Origin of the sequence: Flavobacterium sp. GSB-24, assembly GCF_027924665.1 — a bacterium.
Classification (GTDB): domain Bacteria; phylum Bacteroidota; class Bacteroidia; order Flavobacteriales; family Flavobacteriaceae; genus Flavobacterium.
Map to the genome: position 1 here is coordinate 4,694,769 of NZ_AP027043.1, position 25,451 is coordinate 4,720,219.

18 protein-coding genes and 1 other RNA gene are annotated in these 25,451 nt (G+C 32.7%); 7 read left to right on the forward strand and 12 right to left on the reverse strand.

The window, feature by feature from the left end; genetic code table 11:
• Positions 1-298 precede the first annotated feature (298 nt).
• The 4 genes from QMG60_RS19745 to QMG60_RS19760 all read right to left on the reverse strand — a co-directional run bounded on the left by QMG60_RS19745 (position 299) and on the right by QMG60_RS19760 (position 9,177).
• On the reverse strand, positions 299-2,365 hold the full coding sequence (locus QMG60_RS19745; RefSeq protein ID WP_281866154.1) for a family 20 glycosylhydrolase: 2,067 nt from the start codon (positions 2,363-2,365) through the stop codon (positions 299-301).
• 150 nt (positions 2,366-2,515) lie between these two features.
• On the reverse strand, positions 2,516-4,453 hold the full coding sequence (nagB, locus tag QMG60_RS19750; RefSeq protein ID WP_057116469.1) for a glucosamine-6-phosphate deaminase: 1,938 nt from the start codon (positions 4,451-4,453) through the stop codon (positions 2,516-2,518).
• Between the two features lie 106 nt (positions 4,454-4,559).
• The gene (locus QMG60_RS19755) at positions 4,560-6,125 is read right to left on the reverse strand and encodes a RagB/SusD family nutrient uptake outer membrane protein (protein ID WP_057116470.1); all 1,566 of its coding nucleotides are present in this window, start codon (positions 6,123-6,125) and stop codon (positions 4,560-4,562) included.
• Positions 6,126-6,135: 10 nt separating this feature from the next.
• Positions 6,136-9,177, reverse strand: coding sequence for a SusC/RagA family TonB-linked outer membrane protein (locus QMG60_RS19760; protein WP_281866155.1), 3,042 nt, complete (start codon positions 9,175-9,177; stop codon positions 6,136-6,138).
• Between the two features lie 274 nt (positions 9,178-9,451).
• Here QMG60_RS19760 and QMG60_RS19765 point away from each other — a divergent pair, with 274 nt between their 5' ends.
• From QMG60_RS19765 to QMG60_RS19775, 3 genes are all read left to right on the forward strand, one after another.
• Positions 9,452-10,504 (forward strand): histidine kinase, encoded by a 1,053-nt coding sequence (locus QMG60_RS19765; RefSeq protein ID WP_281866156.1) that lies wholly within the window; start codon positions 9,452-9,454, stop codon positions 10,502-10,504.
• Positions 10,494-11,195 carry a LytTR family DNA-binding domain-containing protein gene (locus QMG60_RS19770; RefSeq protein ID WP_057116473.1) on the forward strand — a complete coding sequence of 234 codons (702 nt, stop codon included), beginning with the start codon at positions 10,494-10,496 and terminating at the stop codon, positions 11,193-11,195. The genes QMG60_RS19765 and QMG60_RS19770 overlap by 11 nt, the downstream gene beginning before the upstream one ends.
• A gap of 174 nt (positions 11,196-11,369) precedes the next feature.
• On the forward strand, positions 11,370-12,839 hold the full coding sequence (locus QMG60_RS19775) for an MFS transporter (protein WP_281866157.1): 1,470 nt from the start codon (positions 11,370-11,372) through the stop codon (positions 12,837-12,839).
• 130 nt (positions 12,840-12,969) lie between these two features.
• On the opposite strand, the gene QMG60_RS19780 is transcribed toward QMG60_RS19775, so the two are convergent.
• The 5 genes from QMG60_RS19780 to ffs all read right to left on the reverse strand — a co-directional run bounded on the left by QMG60_RS19780 (position 12,970) and on the right by ffs (position 15,784).
• Positions 12,970-13,464: a hypothetical protein gene (locus QMG60_RS19780; protein WP_281866158.1), complete on the reverse strand. Its 495-nt coding sequence runs from the start codon at positions 13,462-13,464 to the stop codon at positions 12,970-12,972.
• A 90-nt stretch (positions 13,465-13,554) separates the two neighbouring features.
• Entirely contained in the window at positions 13,555-14,211 is a 657-nt protein-coding gene (fsa, locus tag QMG60_RS19785; protein WP_057116476.1) for a fructose-6-phosphate aldolase, read from the reverse strand.
• Between the two features lie 306 nt (positions 14,212-14,517).
• Complete coding sequence (locus QMG60_RS19790; RefSeq protein WP_281866159.1) at positions 14,518-14,724, reverse strand: hypothetical protein; 207 nt, start codon at positions 14,722-14,724, stop codon at positions 14,518-14,520.
• 4 nt (positions 14,725-14,728) lie between these two features.
• A complete protein-coding gene (locus tag QMG60_RS19795; protein WP_281866160.1) occupies positions 14,729-15,532 on the reverse strand; it encodes an SDR family oxidoreductase in 804 nt (267 codons plus the stop codon).
• A gap of 154 nt (positions 15,533-15,686) precedes the next feature.
• An RNA gene (ffs, locus tag QMG60_RS19800) (signal recognition particle sRNA small type) lies at positions 15,687-15,784 on the reverse strand.
• An 88-nt stretch (positions 15,785-15,872) separates the two neighbouring features.
• Here ffs and QMG60_RS19805 point away from each other — a divergent pair.
• Both QMG60_RS19805 and hutI read left to right on the forward strand, forming a co-directional pair.
• Positions 15,873-16,922: a glutaminyl-peptide cyclotransferase gene (locus QMG60_RS19805; RefSeq protein ID WP_134140137.1), complete on the forward strand. Its 1,050-nt coding sequence runs from the start codon at positions 15,873-15,875 to the stop codon at positions 16,920-16,922.
• Between the two features lie 132 nt (positions 16,923-17,054).
• On the forward strand, positions 17,055-18,293 hold the full coding sequence (hutI, locus tag QMG60_RS19810) for an imidazolonepropionase (protein ID WP_281866161.1): 1,239 nt from the start codon (positions 17,055-17,057) through the stop codon (positions 18,291-18,293).
• A 174-nt stretch (positions 18,294-18,467) separates the two neighbouring features.
• Here hutI and QMG60_RS19815 read toward each other — a convergent pair whose 3' ends face one another.
• Positions 18,468-19,346: a hypothetical protein gene (locus QMG60_RS19815; RefSeq protein ID WP_057116481.1), complete on the reverse strand. Its 879-nt coding sequence runs from the start codon at positions 19,344-19,346 to the stop codon at positions 18,468-18,470.
• 98 nt (positions 19,347-19,444) lie between these two features.
• Between QMG60_RS19815 and QMG60_RS19820 the strand changes: the two genes are divergently transcribed.
• Positions 19,445-20,482 (forward strand): formimidoylglutamase, encoded by a 1,038-nt coding sequence (locus tag QMG60_RS19820; protein ID WP_281866162.1) that lies wholly within the window; start codon positions 19,445-19,447, stop codon positions 20,480-20,482.
• A gap of 135 nt (positions 20,483-20,617) precedes the next feature.
• Positions 20,618-21,868: a DEAD/DEAH box helicase gene (locus tag QMG60_RS19825; RefSeq protein WP_057116483.1), complete on the forward strand. Its 1,251-nt coding sequence runs from the start codon at positions 20,618-20,620 to the stop codon at positions 21,866-21,868.
• Here the strand turns inward: QMG60_RS19825 and QMG60_RS19830 are convergent.
• Complete coding sequence (locus QMG60_RS19830; protein WP_057116484.1) at positions 21,865-24,048, reverse strand: response regulator; 2,184 nt, start codon at positions 24,046-24,048, stop codon at positions 21,865-21,867. The two genes, QMG60_RS19825 and QMG60_RS19830, sit on opposite strands and share 4 nt — an antisense overlap.
• Before the next feature lie 142 nt (positions 24,049-24,190).
• Positions 24,191-25,450, reverse strand: coding sequence for a dicarboxylate/amino acid:cation symporter (locus QMG60_RS19835; RefSeq protein WP_134140134.1), 1,260 nt, complete (start codon positions 25,448-25,450; stop codon positions 24,191-24,193).
• Position 25,451: the final 1 nt, after the last annotated feature.

Sequence of the window (25,451 nt, forward strand, 5' to 3'; positions counted from 1 at the left end):
GTGATTGATATTTATTTATAATTTTTAAAAAATTAATATTAAATACAAATGATAAATTTGGGACGACTCATCAATCTATACTCTTCTTTTTGTCATGTTTTTTTATTCTTTCTATTTGGTTTTTTAAAGGTTAATACTCTATTATTGGTTATTTTTTATACTTACTTATGACTTGAATTCATTTTAAAATTCTAATTTGTAATTACCTCTGCCAAATAATTATGGCAGAGATAATCACCACTCTTAAAAAAACATTAGCAGCTTTAAAAACGTACTAAATACTAATTCAAATCCAACTTTAAATTAATTTCTTCAAACTCTCATAAACAGATAATTCTACATCTGCATGATCTTTTGTGTTGCATTGTTCTATTAAACCTTTTAAATCTGCTGTCTTTAATGTCGATTTATTATCTAAAACCAATAATAATTCTTGTGACGCATCATTTAATTTTTTTGACAAAGGCAGTAATGGCTGTATCAATGGAGCATTTGCACTTAGTTTTGTTAACTCTTGATGTACTGCAATCCATTTTGTGAAATAGGCTGCTACTTTAGCTTTATTATCTGCCGATTTATTTGCTAAATATTGATTTACAGCCGCGTTAAATCCTAAAGCATCTTTGGCATCTGGTCCGCATGCATCTGCAAATAAGGTAAATGGAGAATACATTTGATATTCCGTTCCGCCTTTGTTACGTGTATATCCTTTTAGTGGTTCAGTAACATTTGAAAATTCTTCAAGCGCTTTAATATCTTGATTATTGGCAATATTTCTTAAAATCACATCTTTATTTCGAATATGTGTAAGCCCTAATTCTTCCAATCTGAAAGAAACCGATTCTAAACGTTTACGCATATTCTCTACATCGGCAACATCTTCTGCGGACCAAAGTCTTTCTGCAATTGCAGCTGTTCTTGGCCAAAGTCTAGAGTCTATTGTTGTAGAGGTTACTAATTCTGTCCACATTGTTGCTTCTCCGCCAAGGATTCTAGCCTTTTCTTCTGCGGTTAAATTCGCTCCTTTTGGCATCGGATCATTTAAATAATGACTAGCAATTGGATACATCAAATCGATATAATACCCATTTGATAAAACTGTTTTATAACCTTTTTTTACCGCGTCTACCAAAGACTGGCCGGCCGCCATTCCTTCGTTTGGACCTCTCCATGAATGTACAATAGCTTCTTTAGATAAATCTTTGGTTAAAATTTCTTCCCATCCCATTAACTGTTTTCCGTGTTTCTTTAACATTGGAGCCAGCTGCATCGTGAAATAAGTTTGTAACTCGTGATTGGTTTTTAAGTTGTGTTTCTTTTTAAATTCTTGAATTTTAGGGTTTGCATCCCAATCTTTTCCTTCGTTTTCATCTCCTCCAATGTGGAAATAAGCTCCAGGAAATAACGGACAAACCTCATCAAAAACTTCACTTAGAAGTTGATATGTTTTAGGATTTGAAGGATCTAACGTAGGCGAAAAAATACCAGCATTTCTTTCAATTCCATAGGTAGCGATTGCTGTACCTTGAATATTTTTTTCGGATGTTCCTCCTGTCAAAGTAATTACTTTACTTCCTATTTCTGGATAAGCTGTTAAAATTGCTGATCCGTGACCTGGGACATCTATTTCTGGAACTATTAAAATACCACGCTCATCTGCGTATTTTACGATATTTTTAATTTCCTCTTGTGTGTAATAAAGTCCATCCGAAGCTAATTCGGTAAACTTTGGGTGTTTTTTCATTTCGATTCTCCAGCCTTGATCATCAACCAAATGCCAATGAAAAACATTCATTTTCATAGCTGCCAAAGCATCAATATTTCTTTTGATAACATCAATTGGCTGAAAATGTCTTGAAGCATCAATCATTAAGCCTCTCCATGTAAATCTTGGAAAATCTGAAATTTTTGAAGCTGGAAAATAAAATGAGGTCGAATTATTTTGAAGTATTTGCAATAATGTCTCAAGTCCATGCAAAGCTCCTAAATCACTCGAAGCATTTAAAATAATTTTATTCGAAGCAATATCTAAATGATAACTTTCATCTTCATATAAACCAATTTTACCATTTTTTGTACAATTGATCTGCAATTCTGCATTCGGAACTTCATTTAATTTGGAAATAAAACCTTGTTCAAAAAATATACCTGTTCTACCATCTAAACGGCGCAAAAAACGAGTTACTCCACCAAAAATTCTTGGATTTGGATTACCAGTAATGTTTACTTTAAAATTTTTAGTTAAATTAAAATTACCTTCATTAATAACAAAGTTCTGAGGCCAAGGCATAAGATTGAGCTGCTCTTTCTGAATTTGAGCACCTGCAGATATACCTGCAAATAATAGTACAAATAGATATTTCATTTTTCTTTTTTTTGGTTTGGATAGTTTTTAAGTATCCTAAATTTATTAAAAAAACAAAACTCAGAGAGATTTCTGCATTACCTCACTTTTGCGATGAGACCAATCTGAATTTTGTTATTTGATTCATTTTTAAATGAATCGGAAAAAATTTTAGTAATCAAAACGTTTAAAAGCTTCTATTGCCTCATATTCAGCCAAACCTAATTCATCATATAATATGGCTGTATTTTTGTTTCGATCTTCTGCTCTAACCCAGAATTCCCTAGAATCATTTCCTTGAAACATAACCCTGTCTTTTTGAGACTGATGGTATAAAATCGCATGACGTTTTAATAAAACTTCAGAAGGGCTTAAAGGAACAGCCATGTCAATTTCATGAATATCCCATTCGTGCCAAGCTCCTCTGTAAAGCCATAGCCAACAATCGTCCATGTAAGGCTCATGTTTAAGTTCTTTTAATGCAGCGAATATCGCATTTAAGCACACCTCATGAGTTCCGTGTGGATCTGCAAGATCTCCAGCAGCGAAAACTTGATGTGGTTTTATTTTAGCAATAATATCTTTTACAATGGCAATATCTTCTGGACCTAATGGATTTTTCTTAACCTGTCCAGTTTCATAAAAAGGAAGATCTAAAAAGTGTGTATTCTCATCTTTCAACCCAATATATCTTGTTGCAGCATAAGATTCTCTTCTTCGAATAAGTCCTTTTAATTTTCTAACTTCAAGAGAATCAATTTGATTTTCTGATTTATTGTTTAGAAATTTAATTACTTCTTTAAAATTGATATCAGATTCACCTTTACCAATAAAATCACTGGCAACTTCTGCAAATTTTAATGCTTCGTCATCTGTAACGGCAATATTTCCTGAAGTTTGGTAAACCACATGAACATCGTGACCTTGCTTGATTAATTTTGAAAATGTTCCTCCCATAGAAATAACATCATCATCGGGGTGCGGGCTAAAGAGAATTATTCTCTTTTTTGCAGGATTTGCTCTTTCGGGACGATGCGAATCATCTGTGTTTGGTTTTCCTCCAGGCCATCCAGTAATAGTGTGCTGCAAAATATTAAACATATTAATGTTCATATCATAAGCAGAACCTTCCTGTGCCAAAAGATCAGACATTCCGTTATTGTTGTAATCACGGTCAGTCAATTTTAAAATAGATTGTTTTGTTTTTTGACACAACCAAACAATTGCTTTACTTTTTAATTCAGGTGTCCAAAGGCATTCTCCAACTAACCAAGGCGTCTTGAAACGGGTTAATTCTGAAGCTGCAGACTGATCTAAAACGAAAGTTGCGTTTGGATGATTTTGTAAAAATGTTGCTGGAACCTCTGAGCTGATATCTCCTTGAATAGTTCTCTTAATGATATCGGCTTTGTTCTGTCCCCATGCCATCAAAACAATACGTTTTGATCTCATAATGGTTGAAACTCCCATTGTAATGGCACGTTTTGGTACATTATCAATACCATTAAAAGCTGATGAAGCATCTACTCTCGTGATATGATCCAGTGTAATAATTCGGGTTCCAGAATTGATATGCGAACCCGGCTCATTAAAACCAACATGCCCTGTACGTCCAATTCCTAATAGTTGGAAATCAAGACCGCCTGCATTTTTAATATTCATTTCATAATCGATACAATATTGATTGATTTCGTCAATTCCTACTGTACCGTCTGGAATATTAATATTCTCGGGTTTGATATCAATATGATTAAAAAGATGCTGATGCATGAAATAGTGATAGCTCTGATTATTCTCTTTAGTCATCGGATAATATTCATCCAAATTAAAAGTAATTACATTGCTAAAACTTAGTCCTTCTTCTCTGTGCATTCTCACTAGTTCCTCATAAACTTTAATAGGCGAAGAACCTGTAGCAAGACCTAAAACACAAGATTTATTTTTTTCTTGTTTAGATCTAATTAGCTGCGCAATTTCCTGTGCCACAATTACAGAAGCTTCTATTGAGCCTTTGAAAATTTCGTTATGAATTTTCTCAAATCGAGTTTCCTCAAATTTTCCCGCGCTTTTGTAACTGATATCAGGTTTTATTTCTAAAGCACTTTTCATTTCTTTTCTTTTTTTGTAGTAATTACCATTTTGGTTTTAAGAATGGTATAGACAACTTTCGCCGCCTATACCATACTACTAACCAAACTCAATATCTTTGTTTTTTTTAGAAGTTTGCTTTATCAACATCCCACCAAAGTCTTGTAGCTCCATTATCTGGACCGCCAAGTTTACTTAAACCAGATTCGATACCTTCTTTATTATTGTTAATTTCTGATTGTGAAAAACCTAATCTACGAACTCCTAATTCAGTGCTTATTAAACCACCACTTTTATTATTGGTAATTCTAAACAATTTTGGATAACCAGTTCTTCTGAATTCTGACCAGGCTTCCTGACCATCAGGATAAGTCGCAATCCATTTTTGAGTAATAATTTTCTCAAGATTTTCCTCATTAGTTGCTCCCCACGCGACAGTAACTTTAGAAACAGCTGCTGCGTTGTTGGCTGCATTAAGCGGATCAACATAATCTTTAGGTTTTTTAGTATTGTCTGCAATATAAGCAGCTGCTCCTTCAACACCATTTTGGTCAAAAGATGCTTTTATACCAGCTTCATATAAATCTTTAGCAGTTCCTCCCATGTTCCAACCTCTTAAAGCACCTTCAGCTCTTAAGAAATAAACTTCAGATGTTGACATCCATGTAATTTCTCCTGTTTTAGTTCTTGAGGCAGTTTTAGAAAATTTACCATAAGTCGTTCCTGTTGGATAAACAATACCTGTTCTAACTCCTTTGTATTCTCCTGGAGTAACTTCAGAAGTCTCCCAATATTTAGCCATACGAGGATCTTCATACCCGCCTAAAATAGACTCCATATCCGCTCCCATAAATAAACCAGCCCAAGCGTGGCTCATTACATCGATCACATTTAAATCTACTGGAGACTTAACTTTCATAAGATCTGCAACCGTTGTGAAAACACCAATAGGATTATTTACTGCTTTTTCTGCTTCTGTTTTTGCTAGTGCAGGATCTACTTTTGAGATACGCATTGCCATTCTTAAACGAAGAGAATTCGCATATTTTACCCATTTCTCATAGCTTCCTTCGTAAGTAGATAAATCTGTTTCATCAAACGATGTTTTTTCATTAGCCGCAATTCTTTTAGACAATTCCGCAACTGCGAAATCCAGATCTTTAAACATCTGAGTGTAAATTTCCTGCTGAGAATCGTATGTCGCTACTTCACTTCCAAATTTAGAGTAAACTGCAGGTCCATACATATCCGTAATTCTCTGCATTGTAGCCGCTTTAAATATTAAAGACCATGCATAAAACTGATCAAATTTACCTTTAGATCTTTGCTCTACTTTGTATAAATATGCAATAATGTTTACATAAGCATCGTCCCAAGCATAACTGTTCCATCCAACATTTAGAGCATAATCATGATTATTAAATGCTCCAAAAGGAACTGGTGTAGTCATATAACCAGACCAACCATCTGCCTGCAAACTTTGCTGCAATTGATATTGCCAAGTTACATCACAAATATACATTCTGTTAAAAGCAGGTTTAAACAAGCTTTTTATACTATTATAATCTTGATCTAATTGCTCTGTTGTAGCCCCAGTGGGATTTGTATTAATCTCCTCAAAATTATCTGTACAACCTACAGCTGCTAGTAAAGAGAAGCAAATTGCTGTTTTTTTAAATTTATTTAGTGTCATGATAGTAAGATTAGAATGTTATGTTTAAATTAAGACCGATGTTTCTTGTTGATGGCATTCCAAAAACATCAACACCTTGTAATCCTTCTCCTGTACTAAGCGCCACATTTGGATCAAAAGGAGCTTTTTTGTAAATAAAGAATAAGTTTCTTGCAATCAACGAGATTGATGCAGATTGAACAAATGGAATTTTAGATTTGTTAAAAGTATAACCAATAGAAACCTCTCTTACGTTTACATTTGTAGCGTCATAAATATATTCTCCACTTACTCCATTTCTTCCTCCAACTGTATTGTAATATTCTTTTGCATCCATTGTAATTACAGGCGTAGTTCCGTCACTAGCTCTAACTCCATTAATTTTAACTCCTCCAGCGTTTCTCGCATCTCCAGAAGCTTTAGAAACTCCATTTTGATCATTTATAGCTTGAGTTAAACTTAAAACTTCTCCTCCAAAACGTCCATCTATTAAAATGTTTGCTGTAAACGCTCCGATCTTAAAAGTATTAGACCATCCTAACATAAAATCAGGATTTGCGTTACCAAGTTCTTCCCAGTCAGTTCTTTGAATTGTATTATCATCATTAACTAAGATTCTTCCTTGAGCATCTTTTTTAAAGTTATATCCTTCGATTACTCCAAATGGTCTTCCTTCAACTAGTGAATATCTGTAACTATTAGAACCTGGATCAGTTAAAACAATTCTTCCTTCTGCATTTTGAGCAGGGATATCGTTTACTTTACTCTTATTTTGAGAATAGTTGATTCTTGATTCCCAATTAAATTTCTCTCCTCTAATGATGTCAGCAAATAATACTACCTCAAATCCTTTGTTTGAAATGCTTCCTGCATTTATAGCATAATTAGTGTATCCATTCTCGTTTGTAGATTCTGCAGGAACTAACATATATTGATTTTTCGTTTCTGAATTGTAATATGATAATTCAAAACCAAATCTATTATTAAACATTCTCCATTCTGTACCAACCTCAACTTCTGATTTCAATTCTGGTTTTAATGTAGTACCAGGTCTTGGTCCAGCTGGTGGATTAATAGGTGTTCCTGCTACGATTGAATATGTCGGATTAGTGATAAAAGCAGCAATATCATTACCTACTTGAGCATATGTTGCACGAACTTTTCCATAGTTAATGAATTCTGGCATTGTAGCCATTTCACTTAAGATAGCTGTCGCACCAACAGATGGGTAAAAATAACTTGCATCATTTGTATTTACTAAAGTTGATGACCAGTCATTTCTTCCTGCTACGTCTAAGAACAAGTAATCTTTATAACCAAATGTTGCAGCAGCGAATAATGACTGAACTTCTCTTTGATAAGCAGTTTGAACGTTTCCATTATTATTTACGAAGTTTCCTAACGTGAATATATTTGCGTTTGCTAATCCTCCACCAATTCCGGAGTCAAGAACTACACCAGCACTTTTACCATTATTGATACTTGTACCAAGGGTCGCATTTAAAGAAAAATTATCAGATAATTTGGTATTTACTAAAGCCAATAAATCAGCATAGTTTTGAGTTGTAATTAATGTAGAATTAATATATCTTCCTTTAGGATGTACTAATGATGAAGCAGAAGTTGCAAACATGCGTTTTTGGAAATTACTTTCATTTCTATTATAACTATATCTAGAAGTCAAATGCAACCAATCATTGATTTTATAATCTAAAGCAATAGCCCCGTTAAAGAAATTGTTATAATCAACAGATTTTTGTTTATTAATCTGCCAATATGGGTTTTCATTGCTTTCATTAATTTGTGCAGTTTCAAAGCCTGGATAATTTTGAGCCATCCAGTTTTTCGATGGATCATAAACTTCATAGTTTTTCAAATCATTAAGACTGAAAGCTCTTGGATGTGAATAAACACCACTGATTGGATTAAAGTATAATCCGTTAACAGGTCTGTTATCAATAGTTTGATTAACATAATTACCTGTAACAGCAACATTTAATCTATCATCGAAAAATTTACCTGATTGACGAATACCAAAATTGTTCTTCTTCAAATGATTTCCTGGAACAATTCCTGAAGCATCAGTATTAGCATAAGTTAAACTTGTAGCAGAACCTTCAGAGGCTTTGGAAAAAGCCATAGAAGTAATTTGTGTAACTCCCGTTTCAAAGAAATCTTTTATATCACCTTCAACTTTTTGTTTAGCTCCCCAAGATCTTGAATCCCCAGGGTCTGAAGTATAATCTGATTGAAATTTAGGTAAGTATGCTGCAGAATCAAATGTAGTAACTGAATTTACATTAAAAGTTTCACTTCCAACTTTTCCTTTTTTAGAAGAAAGTAAAATTACACCATTAGCTCCTTGAGAACCATACAATACAGATGCAGCAGCTCCTTTTAGAACTGTCATTCCTTCATAATCGTCAGGATTAATTAATGAGACAATATCTCCACCGTCACGGTTACCTCCTGCTAAATCACCAAATGTACCATTTGGCTGTGCCGCTCCAGAACTAACCAATGGAATACCATCTATTACATATAATGGCTGGTTATTTACAAATGAAGAATTACCACGAATTACAACTTTTGTTGAACCTCCAGCTCCAGAAGAACTTTTAGTTACTGCAACACCAGCAATTTTACCAGCTACAGTATTAATTAGATTGGCATCTTTAACACGAGTTAATTCTTCGCCTTTCAACTCTTGAGCTGCATATGCTAAAGATTTTCTTGTCTTTTTAATACCTAAAGAAGTTACAACAACCTCGTTTAATGCATTTGAAGCTCCTTGAACCAACTTCACATTAATTGTCGCAGCGTCTCCTACAACAATTGTCTGAGTTTCCAGCCCTACATAAGTAAAAACTAAGCTCTGACCTTTTTGAACTTCAATCGTGTACAATCCGTCAAAATCGGTGGTTGTTCCCTTTTGACCTCCTTGTACAGCAACAGAAGCCCCTGGTAATGGCATACCGTCAGAATCTGTAATCACACCCTTGACACTTTTTACTTGTGCAAGCGAAACTTGCGCCGTAAAAACAATCATAAAGATTAAGAAAATTTTTTTCATGTTTATTTTATTTTGTTAGTTATGAGGTAAAATTATTCTTAAGACATTGTTAAAAAAAATAAATTAAACCAACGACAACAAAATTTAAACCAACGACATAAATCATTCAATAATACGCTTTACGAAAACGTTCTAATTAAAAAATAAAACACCAATATCGTTTTTTTTCGAAATTTTATTCAAAAAAATTGTCGCTTTGCAGTTAATTGTTTAAAGTTGCACAATATTTCAGTATTGTTAAGAAAAACTAAAAACACAAATAACTTAAAACCAATTGAAAGAAATTAGAAAAGTTAAATTTGATATTAAACTGCAAAATCATATTTGGTTTTGGGGAGTCTATTTTATATTAAACTTTTTAAGATGGGGAGCTTACTTTAATGATTATCCGTACGCTTTCAAATCAAATTTGATTGAATTCTCATTGGTTATCCCTTTAGTATATTTGAATTTATTTGTTTTGGTTCCAAAATATGTTCTTAAACAAAAATACATTCAATATACTGCATGGCTTTTAGTGAGTCTTTTTGGAATCTATTTATTAAAAACCGCCCTTACCTATTATATCATTTCCGAAAATATTTGGCCTGAAGCAAACAGAGAATACCATCCGTTTGAAATTAATCACATTGTAGCAGTTTGTATTGGTGAATTGTATGTTCTTGCAATGGCATCTTCTGTTTATCTTACTTTAACCTGGCTAAGAGAAAGAGAAAGAAACAGATCTTTACGGGAAAATCAATTTAAAATAAAATTAAAATATCTTGAAAACCAGATTCAACCGCATTTTTTCTTTAATACTTTAAATAATTTATATGCACTTTCACTAGAATCTTCAAAAAAAGTTCCTGATGTAATTATCAAACTTTCGAACTTAATGGAATATGTTCTCTACGATGTAAAAGGAACTAAATTTGTTCCGTTAATAAAAGAGATCGATTATATTCAGAATTATATTGAAATCGAAAAACTTCGTTTTGAAAATGTTGAAGTAACCATAAATCTCGAATCGAATATCGAAGATGTTGTTGTACCACCGCTAATCTTTATTTCACTAGTAGAAAATGCTTTTAAACATGGAGGCGTAAACAACAAAAATTTGAAGATTAAAATCAATTGTAAAGTGATCGACAACAAAATGCTCGATTTTGAAATCTTAAATAATTTTGTAATTTCACAAAATCATAATCCGAAAAGAGGAATTGGTTTAGTAAACACAAAAAAGAGATTAAAACTCATTTACAGAAACAATTTTAGTCTTAAACATAAAACCAAACTAAATTTCTACATAATCAGATTACAAATACCTACTCAGAATGAAGATTAAATGCGTGTTAATTGATGATGAGCCTTTAGCGATCAAAGTCCTGCAAAATTATTTCACCAATTTTACAGATTTTGAAGTTATAGCAACATTCAATAACTCTTTAGAGGCGCTCGATTTTATTAACAGTACAGCTGTTGATGCCGTCTTTTTAGATATCAACATGCCTATGATGACAGGGTTTGAACTTATCAGCCTGATTGAAAGTAAAACCAAAGTTATCATTACAACTGCTTTTAGAGAATTCGCCGCCGAAAGTTATGATTTAGATGTTTTAGATTATTTAGTAAAACCTATTCCGCTTCCGAGATTTATTAAATGCATCAATAAAATTACTACCGAATACAATCTTAAAAACAATATTAAGGTTGAAACCACAAAAGGTGATTCTCATATTTTTATCAAAGTCGATAAAAAAATGATGAAAATTAATATTGAAGAAATTTTATTTGTGGAAGGAATGAAGGAATATATAAAAGTGGTTACACCTGATAAAACCTATATTACACATAAATCTCTTACATCCTTGTCTGAAGAATTGCCCGCAGATCGTTTTCTCAGAATACATAAATCTTATGTAATTGCGCTAAACAAGGTAAAATCGATAGAGGGAAACCGTGTTCAAATACAATCTTACAACATTCCAATAGGCAGAAATTACAGTAAAGAGGTCAAAAATAAAATTTTAGAGTAAATATATTTATGAATTACATTTTCTAAATAGGTTAAAATTAACACTTTGTTGAAAAAAGAGTGTCGTTGGTATAAATTTAACATTATTTATACCTTTTTATTTTTTTTTGATAATCCTAACAAATATATTTACGGTCTTCAAAAAACAATAAAATAAAAAATTAACCTTATTATTATGAGTTCAGAAAATGTGCAAACCAAATGGGGGCAGTTTATCTCTTTGATAATCGTGTTCTTCTTTTGGGGTTTTGTTGGTTCTGCCAATGACATCCTGATTCCAGTATTCAAAAAAGTATTCACTTTATCTCAAGTACAATCACAATTAGTTGCTTGGGCATTTTATGCTGCATACTTCGTAGGATCTATTATTTTCTTTTTAGTATCCTTGAAAATGGACGTTTTACAAAAATTCGGATATAAAAAAACCCTTTCAGCTGGTTTACTCCTTTCAGCAGTAGGATCATTTTTATTCATTCCAGCTGCAACAATGGAAAGTTTCCCATTCTTTTTAACAGCTTTATTTACTGTTGGTCTAGGATTCTCAATACAACAAATTGTAGCTAACCCGCTAGCAATTAAAATGGGAAGCCCTGCAACTGGAGCGCACCGTTTAACATTAGCTGGAGGTATTAACTCATTCGGAACAACAATTGGAGCTATCCTTTTAGGAATCGCTTTATTTGGAATGGGAGATAATAAAAACACTTCACTTTCATTAGAAGATATCAAATTACCTTTCATCATTCTTGGACTAGCATTTATTGTTGTAGCCATTTTTATGAACTTCTCTAAAATAGAAGATCCTGAAAAAGAAGAAGTTGAAGTAGTTAAAACAGCACACGAAAAATTCAATATACTAGATTATCCACAACTATATTTAGGAATGTTAGGAATCTTCATTTATGTTGGAACTGAGGTTACTATCATTAGTAATTTACCAGCTTTACTTCATACTGCAGAATTCGGAAACGTTCTAGAAGATGCCATTGCTCCATTCATTGCCCTATACTGGGGAAGTTTAATGATTGGCCGTTGGAATGGTGGAGTTAACGTTTTCAACACTTCAAATCTTGTAAACACAGCATTGAAATTTATCGTTCCAGCTTTAGCATTTGGGGTTATTATTGGAGCAAATATCTTTGCTGCGCATGATGTTTCTTCATTCTACATCTACCCAATCTGGATCTTATTATTCATTGCAGTAAGTTTTGTAGGAGGTAAAAACGCAGGAAAAACTTTAATGCTTTTCGGAATCTCAGGTTTATTAATGATGATCTTAGGATTAGTATGGCCAAACCCAGAAATAGCTAAATTCTTCTTCATTTCAGGAGGATTATTCTTATCTATTATGTGGCCTTCAATCTTCGATTTAGCAATTGCAGGTTTAGGAAAAAACACAGGAAAAGCATCTTCTTTCTTAATCATGATGATTCTTGGAGGTGGTGTAATTCCATTAATTCAAGGAAGTATTTGCGACTTTGACATTTCTCACTCAGGAGGAATCTTCGGAATCACTTGGACACATTTCTCTTATATCGTACCGCTTTTAGGTTTTGCTTACTTAGGATTTTATGGCTATTACTGCCCAAAAATATTAAAAAGACAAGGTATCAACCACGTTGAAGGCGGTGGCGGAGGTCACTAAACTGTATAAAAAATCCAATTTTTTAAATTCCAAATTCCAATTTATAGTAATTGGGATTTGGAATTTTTATTTTAACCAATAGTAATCGACATTAATAACCTTAGAACCTTAGCATCTTAGAACCTTAATTTCACTTTGCATTAATAATATTGCTAAGATTCTTTTTAAAAACCGCTTTGTTTTCTGCCGTTAAAGAATAAATAACATCTTTATCAGCATGAACTATAACTTTGTTGATATCTGCCTTTAAAAGAGCATTAGGGTCTTTTATTTTCAATGTGCATGCACCATCAAAAAAGCCATCATCCTCAATAATCTTTCTGGCTTCAATGACAGATCCATCACTCAGAACTGCAGAAATAGTCATTTCTTTATTTAACGTTTTCGCATAAAAACCATCCATAACCAAAAGCAGTCTATAACTGTTCTTCATTTCAGGACCTCTAAATTCGTGCCGCGTAATATTGTAACGTAGACCTTTAGCGAGGGTTTGAAATTTCACAGAAGAATCCAACTCGTAAGTTGCGACGTCGCCTGCATCGTTTACAGAAGTAATAACTTTTGCCTGAGCATTTACTGAAAAGCTAGCTGCAAAAAAAGACAACAATATCAATATAGCTTTCATATTCAACTATTTAAGGTTCATATAAAAGTAAAAAAAATCGTCTCTTCTCGTTAGAAAAAAGACGATTTTAATTTTATAAGTATTTGAGAATTATTTATTTCCCTTCTCAAAGTCAGCTACGAACTGCGCTAAACCGATATCAGTTAAAGGATGTTTCAACAATCCGTAAATTGCAGAAAGAGGTCCAGTCATAACATCAGCGCCAATTTTTGCACAATTTACAATATGCATTGTATGACGTACAGAAGCTGCTAAAATTTGAGTCTCGTAACCGTAGTTATCATAAACTTCTCTAATTTCCTGAATTAAATTCAATCCATCAGTAGAAATATCATCTAAACGTCCAACAAAAGGAGAAACATACGTAGCACCAGCCTTAGCAGCTAAAAGTGCTTGTCCTACAGAGAAAACAAGAGTAACGTTTGTTTTAATTCCTTTATCAGAAAAATATTTTGCCGCCATAACACCTTCTTTAGTCATAGGAAGTTTTACAACGATTTGGTCATGTAATTCAGCCAGCTCCTCACCTTCTTTAACCATTCCGTCAAAATCAAGGGCATTAACTTCAGCACTTACATCACCTTCTACAAGATTGCAAATATCAACATAATGCTTTAAAATGTTGTTTTTTCCGGTAATTCCTTCTTTTGCCATCAAAGATGGGTTAGTTGTTACACCATCCAAAACACCTAAAGCTTGTGCTTCTTTAATTTGAGCTAAATTAGCTGTGTCAATAAAAAATTTCATAATTTATATTATTTAAATTGTGTTGATTAACTGGGCGTGACCACATTTATAAAAGGCGCACTCAGCAGAACGATTACTAAGTACCTTTTTTTAATCTGGCTGGATTATCCACTCCGACTCTGCGGATCAGCTTCTATCCCTCACGCAAATTCAGCTGCAAAATTACGAAATCAATACCAATAACAATTTCAAAAACCAAATCAATTTGCAAATTTCATTAAAATTCACAAAATAAATTGCAAACAATAATTTTACTTAATTTTAAAAATCTGGCTTAATGTTTCAAATTCGGCTAAAACGTAATCACTATAAACTCCCCGAAGAATTTTTTCTGTTTAATTCTTTCAATTCATCTCTAATTTCTTGAAGAACCGCAAGTGTCTCTTCTTTCTGAATTTCAGAATTATTAATCTTATCACTTAAAGCACTTAAGATCCTGCGAATTACAAACCAAATAAACAGAAAAATTAAAACAGCAAAAATAGTAGGCAAAAACTCTGAAATCTTATCCATAGTATTACAATTTATAATGATTCATTAACATTTTTTCGTATATCTTATCTGGAAGAGCACGTTTTAAAACGATCGAAAACTTCTGCATAAAAGCACCAACTTTATAATGCACGTTTGGCTTTTTGGTCTGAATAATTTTGTAAACTGCCTCAGCCATTTCATTCGGATTACTTCCTGCGTCAACATGATCATTCATCGTTGCCAAAACCTCTCCGTAAACTTTTTCGTAAGCAGAATCTTTAATAACTGGCGCATGATAACGGCCAGCAGCAATATTTGTAGCAAAATCTCCAGGCGCAACATTGGTAATTTCAATTCCAAAAGATTTAACTTCCATTCTTAAAGCTTCAGTAATCAATTCTAAAGCCCCTTTTGATGCCGAATAAACACTTCTGTAAGGAAGTCCCATATAACCTGCAATAGAAGTAATATTTATAATAAGTCCAGAATTTTGTTTACGCATTTGCGGTAAAGCAGCTTTCATTACTTCAATTGGTCCAAAAAAATTAGTCTCAAAATTATTTCGGATTTCCTCAGTCGGAATTTCTTCTAAAGGCCCTGTAATTCCAACTCCAGCATTATTTATAACAATATCTAATCTACCAGAAGTTTCAATAATTTTAGAAACTGCTTTCTGAATAGAATCAGAATTTCGTACATCTAAAGCCACCAAAGGGAAAACTGAATTTAAAACTTTCTCAGGATTTCTGCTGGTTCCATACACAACAAAACCTTTTTGATGTAAAAATTCACCAATAGATTTTCCAATCCCTGATGATCCTCCAGTAATTAAAACGACTTTATTCATTTTGAAAAATTATGAGTTTTGAGTTATAAGTTATGAGTTGGTTCATTGAGGTAAAATTTCAACCTCTAACTAATAACTTTTAACTTTACGAAGTCCCAAAAATAAAAAAATCCTCCTGATAAGGAAGATTACAAATTAAATTTATTCTAAAAAAAAATGGCAAGCGACCTACATCGCACCGCTCAACCACGTACCCTTGCTATGTTCCCATCCTGGGGGAGTCTGCAGGAGCTGGTCGTGTAGGACTTGCCGGTGCAAATATACAACCTTTTTATATTTTTGCAAGACCTTTGTTGCTATAAAAATATCGTTGTATATTGGCTTATTCAAATTTTAAACTATGAAAAAATATAACTTCCTAACTTTCATTTTATTAGGAATCACATTAATTGGATGTGGAGACACAAAAAAAGGTGAAAATTCTTTGTTTACTATCGACGATTCTGCTTTTCCGGCTCATTTTACGCAAAAAGAATCAGTTTCAATTGGAATTTTAAACCCAAATTCGAAAGAAATTGACAGTATTGCTTACTTTGTAAATGATAAAAGAGTAGGAAGCACAAAAGGTGCTGAGAAATTTAAATTTGATTTAAAAGAACAAAAACTAGGTTATCAATACTTAAAAGCTACTGCCTATTTTGGCGGCGATTCTTCAGATGCTACTAAAAGAATTGAAGTGATTTCTGATATTGAACCAAAACTATTAAAATACAAAGTAGTAAATACTTTTCCCCATGATACTACAGCATTTACAGAAGGTTTAGAATTTCATGACGGAAGACTTTTTGAAAGTACAGGACAAAAAGAAGATTCTTATTTTAGAGAAGTAGACTATAAAACAGGAAAAGTGATTAAACAAGTGGATCTTCCTAAAGAATATTTTGGAGAAGGAATCACTTTTTTCAATGGTAAAATCTACCAACTATCATGGCAGGAAAAAACTGGTTTTATTTATGATGCCAATACTTTTAAGCTAGAAAAAACCTTTAAATACGATAAAGATATCGAAGGCTGGGGAATGACACATGATGATAAATACATTTATCATTCTGACGGAACAGAAAAAATCTGGAAAATGGATCCAGCTACTCAAAAGTTGATTGACTACATAAACGTTTACTCTGGATCTGCAAAAATTAAAGCTATTAATGAGTTAGAACTAATCAACGGAAAATTCTATGTAAATGTTTGGCAGAAAGATGCGATTGCTGTTGTAAATCCGACTTCTGGAGCTGTTGAAGGAATATTAAATCTTTCAGATCTGCGCAAATCTATTAAAGCTAAAAATGCAGAAGTCCTTAATGGAATTGCCTATAATCCTGCTACGAAAACTATTTTTGTTACTGGAAAATACTGGGACAAAATTTTTGAAATAACAGTTTCAGAATAATTTTGAAATAAAATTTCAAAATTTTAATTTCAAAATCTAAACATGAATTTCACAGATTTCACGGATTAGTTCGTGATAATTTGTGAAATTTGTGCTTTTATAGACTTATCTAAATATAACAAACTCATATTAATGGTTACTTTAATTACCAACATACAAGAATTACTACAAGTTCGAGAAACTTCAATTGATAAGGTTTCAGGTTCTGAAATGGCTCAACTTCCAACAATTAAAAATGCTTTTCTAGTTTTAAAAGACAATCTAATTGCTGATTTTGGTTTAATGAAAGATCTTCCTGAAATTAAAGCTGATAAAATTATTGATGCTATGGGCAAAGTTGTTCTTCCTTCTTGGTGCGACAGTCACACGCATATTGTCTACGCAGGAAATCGCGAACAAGAATTTGTGGACCGTATTAACGGACTTTCGTATGAAGAAATAGCAAATCGCGGAGGCGGTATTTTAAATTCGGCTAAAAAACTCAACGAAACTTCTGAAGAAGAAATCTACAAACAGTCAAAACTTCGCCTGGAAGAAGTTATGCATTTAGGAACTGGTGCTGTTGAAATAAAATCTGGATATGGGCTAACTATTGAAGGAGAATTGAAAATGCTTCGTGTTATTAAAAAACTGGCTGAAAATTATCCAATTTCAATTAAAGCTACATTTTTAGGAGCGCATGCTTTTCCAACGCATTATAAAGAAAATAAAGCTGGATATATTGAAGAAATCATCACTAAAATGATTCCAGAAATTGCTCAAAATAAATTAGCCGAATATGTAGATGTATTTTGTGAAAGCGGTTACTTTTCTGTGGAAGAAACCGAAAAAATTATGCAGGCAGGAATTCAATTTGGTCTAAAACCAAAAATTCATGTCAATCAATTTAATTCTATTGGCGGCATTCAGGCTGGTATTAAATTTAAGGCCCTTTCTGTAGATCATCTAGAAGTTATGACATCAGAAGACATTGAAGCTTTAAAAGATAGCGAGACAATGCCTGTAGCCTTGCCGTCTTGTTCCTACTTTTTAAGCATTCCGTACACGCCCGCACGTGAAATGATTAAAGCAGGCTTACCTTTGGCTTTAGCAACAGATTTCAATCCTGGTTCTACTCCATCTGGAAACATGAATTTTGTTGTTGCAACGGCTTGTATCAAGATGAAAATGACACCAGAAGAAGCAATTAATGCTGCAACAATAAACGGTGCTTATGCCATGGGACTTTCAGAAACGCATGGAAGTATTACAAAAGGCAAAAAAGCCAATCTGATTCTAACAAAACCCATTTCTTCTTATTACCAAATTCCTTATGCCTTTGGAAGCAATCTTATAGAATCTGTTTTTGTTGAAGGAAAAATTCTAGAATAAACAATTATTCTTTTTACAAAATAAATCATTCCAAACATAACCCGTAGTTTCAACTACGGGAAACTTACAGTTCTCCGAACAGTGACAAAAGCATTCAAATTTACCCATAAAAAAAGGCCTGTGAAAATCACAGACCTTTAATATCTAAGTGGTATTATATCCCTTTGGCAGAAATTATCTTAAACTGAAACTAGTTTTAGAAACTAATTCGTCATTATCAAAAATATTGATAAAGTAAGTTCCTTTAGCAAAATCTTTTCCTGGAAGATCTTCGCTCACGTTTACAGTTTTATTTTCATATTTCACAGTAGTTTTAAAACTGTAAGTCAATGAATTGTCACCGAAATTTTCAGTTTTCTTTTCACCTAAAACATTGTTCTTAGCATCGATAACTTGTACATAATACGTTTTATCTCCAGATTTTGCGATTTGATTTTCAGCAATTGTAAAACTAACTTTTAAAACATCAGCACGACTTGCTTTGTCTGTTTCAATTTGTTTACCAGAGCTTTTCAATTTATAAGCTGAAGTTTTTGTATTTAGTACTGATAACTTCGCACCTTTTTCTACTGTTTTAGCCAATTCTTCGTTTTGACCAACTAATACTTCGTTATATTTCTTAGATTCTCCTAGAACTACAATAGTACTATCTCTTTGAGTAGTTAAAACACCATTTTGTTTTTTCAACTCATCATTTTCAGCAACTAAAGTTTTCATTTTACTCTGCATTGCCTGAACTTGAGATCTGTATTTAGAAACATCTCCTTTAGACTTGTTTAAATCATCCATTAAAGCAACTACTTTATCTCTCTCTTGGATTAATTCGTCAGACATAGAAGTGTTTTCAGCAATTGCAGCATCATAAGTCGCTTTCAGCTCTTGCAAATCTTTCATAACAGATTCTTTCTCTGTCAAAGTTGTTGTAAGTTCTGTTTTAACTACATCTGTATCAGATGATAATTTAAAAATATACACTAAGCTACCAATCAGTAGGACTGCTAAAACTGCGATTATCGCCTTTAGACTTGAATTGTTGTTCTTTGGGTTTTCCATATTTAAATAATTTTCTTTAATAACAAATTTAAGAATTAATATAAGGTAATAACGTAAGTTTCTACAATTATATTATTTTTGGAAAATAAATTTTTTTCATGGAAAAATTAATCCCTTTCACTATAAATGATTTAGCAAAAGTCACAAATCATCGAAGTGGTGAAATAAAGTTCGGAGAAAAAATGATTGTCATTCCATCTGGAGTTGATAAAATCAATTTTTTAAAAGAAAGTGAAGCTAAATATGTCCTTCTTGGAATTCCTGAAGATATAGGCGTACGTGCCAATTACGGAAGACCTGGAGCTGCTTCTGCATGGCAGAGCGCGATAAAAAGTATTGCCAACATTCAGCATAATCGGTTTTGTAAAGGAAGTAACATTATTGTTTTAGGACAGATTAATGTTGCTGACGAAATGCGTGAAGTCGAAAATCTTGATTTTAATGATATCGATGATCGTTCAAAATTAAGTCAGCTGGTTGAAAAAATTGATAAAGAAGTATCTCATATTATTTTTACCATAATTAAAGCCGGAAAAACGCCTATTATCATCGGTGGGGGCCACAATAATGCTTACGGAAATATTAAAGGAGCGGCTTTAGCCAAAGGAAAACCTATAAACGCAATAAATTTTGATGCACATTCTGATTTTAGAATTCTTGAAGGACGTCACAGCGGCAACGGATTTTCATACGCTTACGAAGAAGGGTTTTTAAAAAAATATTTCATTTTTGGACTTCACGAAAATTATACTTCAAAAAGTGTTTTAGATATAATTAAAAAACTAGAAGACCGAGTTCGATATAATACTTATGACAGTGTAAACATTAGAAAAGAAAAAGATTTCAATCGAGAAATGATTGCCGCTTTAGATTTTGTTAAAAATGATGCTTTCGGAATTGAAATTGATCTTGATGCAATTCCTAATATTGCAAGCAGTGCCATGACAATTAGCGGTTTTTCTGTTGAAGAATTGAGACAGTTTGTTTCTTTTTTCGCCGAACATAAAAACGCTGCTTATCTGCATATCTGCGAAGGAGCACCAGATTTAGACAATTCGCCTAATAATAATTTAATTGGTAAATTAATTGGATATTTAGTAACCGATTTTATTAAAGCAAACATCGAAAAAGATTAATTAAGCGACCAGATAAAATTCTAACGCGAAGCTGTTTTGCCAAATAAAAGCTAATTCAAACAAACGATTAACCGAATAAAACTATCTTTGCACGGCATTTTAGTACTTAAAACTAAAATACTTAATACCTAAGATATGTTATTCGAAGATTTATCACTTTCAAAAAGTATACAAAAAGCCGTATTTGAAGAAGGCTATTTAAATCCGACACCAATTCAGGAAAAATCTATTCCGATAGTTTTAGCAGGTCGTGATTTAATTGGCTGCGCGCAGACAGGGACAGGAAAAACGGCAGCATTTGCTATTCCAATCATACATCAATTACATAGAATTGTCGGTTCATCAAAAAAAGCGAAACAAATTCGTGCTCTTGTAGTTACGCCTACACGTGAATTAGCGGTACAAATTGGCCAGAGTTTTGACACTTATGCTAAATATACTAATTTAACACAGCTGACAATTTTTGGAGGTGTATCTCAAAACCCTCAAGTTGAGGCTTTAAAAAATGGAATCGATATTTTAGTTGCGACTCCAGGACGTTTGCTTGACCTTCATAAACAGGGTTTTCTAGATTTAGACCATCTGCACACTTTAGTGCTCGATGAAGCTGATCAAATGCTGGATATGGGTTTTATTAATGATGTCAAAAAAATCGTAAAACTTACACCAAAGAACAGACAAACTTTACTTTTCTCTGCTACAATGCCAATTGCAATTCGCGAACTGGCAGAAATGTTTTTGCAGGATCCAGAAAAAGTAGAAGTATCTCCTGTTTCATCAACAGCCGAAAATGTAGAACAACGCATTTATTTTGTAGATAAAACTGAAAAAAGAAACTTGTTGTATAGTTTAATTAAAGAAGAAAATTTATCAAATGTGCTTGTTTTTTCAAGAACAAAACATGGTGCTGACAATGTTGTTAAAGCGCTTCGTAAAAAAGATATTCCAGCAGAAGCCATTCACGGAGACAAATCTCAGAATGCAAGACAAAGAGTTTTAGACGCTTTTAAGAATAAAGAAGTTGGTGTTTTGGTTGCTACAGATATTGCGGCTAGAGGAATTGACATTGAGCAACTGCCGTATGTGATTAATTTTGATTTACCGAATATCCCAGAAACTTATGTTCACCGTATCGGTCGTACAGGTCGTGCAGGAAATGGCGGAATTGCAATTTCTTTCTGCGGAAAAGATGAACTTCCATATTGGAAAGATATTCAGAAATTAATTAAAGTTGATGTAAAAACAATCGCAGATCACCCTTATCAATGGCAGTCTGGAAGTCCTGAAGCTGGAGAAAAACCAAAAAATTCTTCTAATAGAAGCGGTGGAGCTCATAAATCAAGAAAATCAAATACTTCTAAGAAAAACAAAAAACGCTGGTACTAAACAGCGTTTTTTTCTTTTATAAGGTAATTGATTATCTTAAATAATTTGACAGGTTCAAAAGGCTTAATTATAATATCATTCATTCCAGACGAAAGTGCTTCATCGGTAATTTCATCTTTGTCAAAAGCTGTTAAAGCAACAATTGGAGTTTCTATTCCTGCCAGACGAATTCTTTTTGTCGTTTCAAAACCATTCATCAAAGGCATATTAATATCCATTAAAATCAAATCAAAGACTTCGTTTTCAAGAATTTTAAGCGCTGCATAACCATCATCAACCACTTTACAGATATAATTATTTTTCTCAATAATCTTTTTGGTTACCAATTGATTGATTAAGTTATCTTCTACGACTAAAATTTTATAAACTTCATTTGAGGTTAGATCAACTTCAATTTCATCAATAATACTTTTCGTTTTAGCCAAATCGTGCTCAAAACCAATTTCAAACGAAAATGAAGTACCTTTTCCGAGATCACTATCCAAAGTAATAGTACTTCCAAAGAGTCCAAGAAGTCTTTTTACAATACTAAGTCCTAATCCAGTTCCTTGATAATCTTCATCCTTTCTCCCAACTTGAACAAATTTTTCAAAAATCTTACTTTGGTCCACAAGGGCAATTCCTACGCCATTATCCTTAATTAAGAAATGCAGGTAATTCAGTTTTCCTTCTACCCTGCTTAGTTTTACTATTATTTCGACTTGCCCGTCTTTAGTAAACTTTAGTGCATTACTCACTAAATTCATTAAAATTTGAGCCAGTCTTAATTTATCTCCAATTAAATATTCTGGAATTTCAGGATCTATGTCTATTGAAATTCTATTGTTGTTTTTTTGGGAAAGAAAAGAAAGTGAGTTTTTTATAACTGTGATTTCATCTGAAATATTAAATGTCAAATTTTCAAGTACTACTTTATTTTCTTCAATTTTATTAATCTGCAGAATATCATTTACCAAAGACAGTAAATATCTGGCAGAAAATTTAAGCGAACTTAGATGCTGGCTTCTAGAAATTTCTTTATGTTCTTCTAATAACATATTAGTAATTCCAACCACACCATACAACGGAGTGCGTAATTCGTGGCTTATAGTCGAAATAAATTGTGTTTTCAGCAAAGATGCCTCCTCTGCAATTTCTTTCGCTTTTAGAAGCTCTAAATTATGTTTTTTCTTAAATCGAATATTCTTAACTAAAGTGATGATTAAAAACAGAAGTATAAAAGAAATCAAGATAAAAAGAATAACGATGATCCTTGATTTTTTAAGACTTTGAGACTGCTCTACTTTTTCACTTTCAATTTTATCAATCTGTCTTTTATATTCATCTAACTCAAGCCCCATTCCCGCAATCGAAGCTTTTTTTAGTTTCTTTTCGTTATATAGTACTTCCGAAATTTTATTGTGATTCACTAAAGCTTCATAAGCCTCTTTGTGCCTTTTAATTTTATTTAAAAACTTTGAATATTCTAAATAAACATTCGATAAATCTGTTTTTTCTTCACATGTTTTTCCTGCTTCAATAGCACTTAAAAAATAAGTATTAGCCGCATTATTATCGTTTTTGTAACTTAAATAAATCGCATTAAGCATATCTACGATAACTTCTGTAGATCCGTCGCTATATTTGTTTTTTGTGCTGTTAATGTATTTTAAAAAAAGATATCCCTGATCGTAATTTTTAATATCAAAGTATGCCCAGGTAATATTTACATTTGTAAAGTAAACTTCTTTTAAATCATTAATTTTCAAACCATAAGCTACAGATTTTTTATAATAACTAATACCTTTGTCAAATTGTTTCTTTTCGAAACAATACATGTTCCCTAGATTATTATAGAGGTTGCATTTTAGAGAGTCGTTATTTGTTTTATTGGCATAATACAAGCTTTTTTTATAGAAGAAAATCGCTTTATCAAAGTCTGATAATTCATTATAGTTAGCCGCAATAATATTATAGGAACGAGAAATGAGGCAATAGTCTTTTAGTAATGTTGCAGAATTTAATGCCGCTCTAGAAATTTTTAGTGATTGCTCAAAATTAGATTCCCGAAAATTTAAAAGTGCTTTTTTAACCAGCTTATCGATCTTAGGATCTTTATTACAATTAGATTGAGAAATTGCCGAATTGGCGAAGCAATTCAGACCAAAGAATAGAAGTAAAAATATCCGTATTTGGGGCATTAATCGGCTAGTTTTATCAAATATACACTTTAAAATAAAAAAAAGCTGTATTTCATAAAAAAATACAGCTTTTGACTTGTTATTTAGGACACTAAGGCCAAAAAATAATATTCTTAGTGTTAAAATCTTATTCGTTTATTGTTTATTCTTTACCTTCTTCCCACTGTCCTACAACAGAAGTTGCCAGTGCATTTCCAAGTACATTTGTTGCACTTCTAAACATATCACAAAAATGATCAATAGGCAGAATCAATGCAATACCTTCAATTGGAATATCAAACATGCCGCAAGTTGCCGCAACAACAACTAAACTTGCTCTTGGAACACCTGCAATACCTTTACTGGTTAGCATTAATACTAACAGCATCGCCATTTGAGTTCCCAAATCTAAATGTACATTGTAAAACTGTGCAATAAAAATACTGGCAAAAGTCATATACATCATGCTTCCATCAAGATTAAACGAATAACCAAGCGGCAGCATAAAAGAAACAATTTTATCTTTTACTCCAAAACCTTCTAATTCTTCTGTTAGTTTAGGAAATACAGCCTCGCTGCTAGTTGTTCCAAAAGCAATTGCTAATGGCCCAGTGATACGTCTTAATAATTCTGTCATTCTTCCTTTTAAGAAAATATAACCAACAGCTATTAAAAGCACCCACAATGTACTAATACCGATTAAGAACGATCCGAAAAATTTAAAATAAGTAATTACCAATTCTTCAGCATCTCTAATAGCAAAAACAGCTGCAATAGCACCAAAAACTCCAATTGGAGCAAAGTTCATTACATAGTTTACCATTTTTAAAACAATGTGAGACAACTTATCAAAGGCTCCAATAATAGGTTTTACCTTTTCTCCTAAAGATGCCGCAGCTAATCCGAAGAAAATAGAAAAAACTACAATCTGCAGGATTTCATTTGTTGCCATTGCTTCAACAATACTTTTTGGCACAATATGCTCAACAAAATTTTCGAAAGATAAATTTTGTGTTTTACCAGTTACCTCAGTAGCAGCTGCCATATCTACGTGCTCTAGTTTTAGACCAACACCCGGCTGTAGAATATTTACGTAAAACAATCCAATTAATAAAGAAATAAATGAAGCTGTAAAAAACCATCCTATAGCTTTTCCTCCAATTCTCCCAACCGTTTTAATATCTCCTAATTTTGCAATTCCCACTACCAGAGTCGTGAAAACCAAAGGGGAAATAATCATTTGCACCAAACGAATAAAAATAGTTGCCAGCATTTTTATCTTAGTACTAAAAGATTGTGCTGCTTCAGGCGAAATTGAATTGTGTAATATGATTCCCAAAATAGCTCCAAGAATCATCGCAATTATAATTTGCCCTGTTAATCCTGAAAGAAATGATTTTTTTTTAGTTTCTGTAACTTGCATT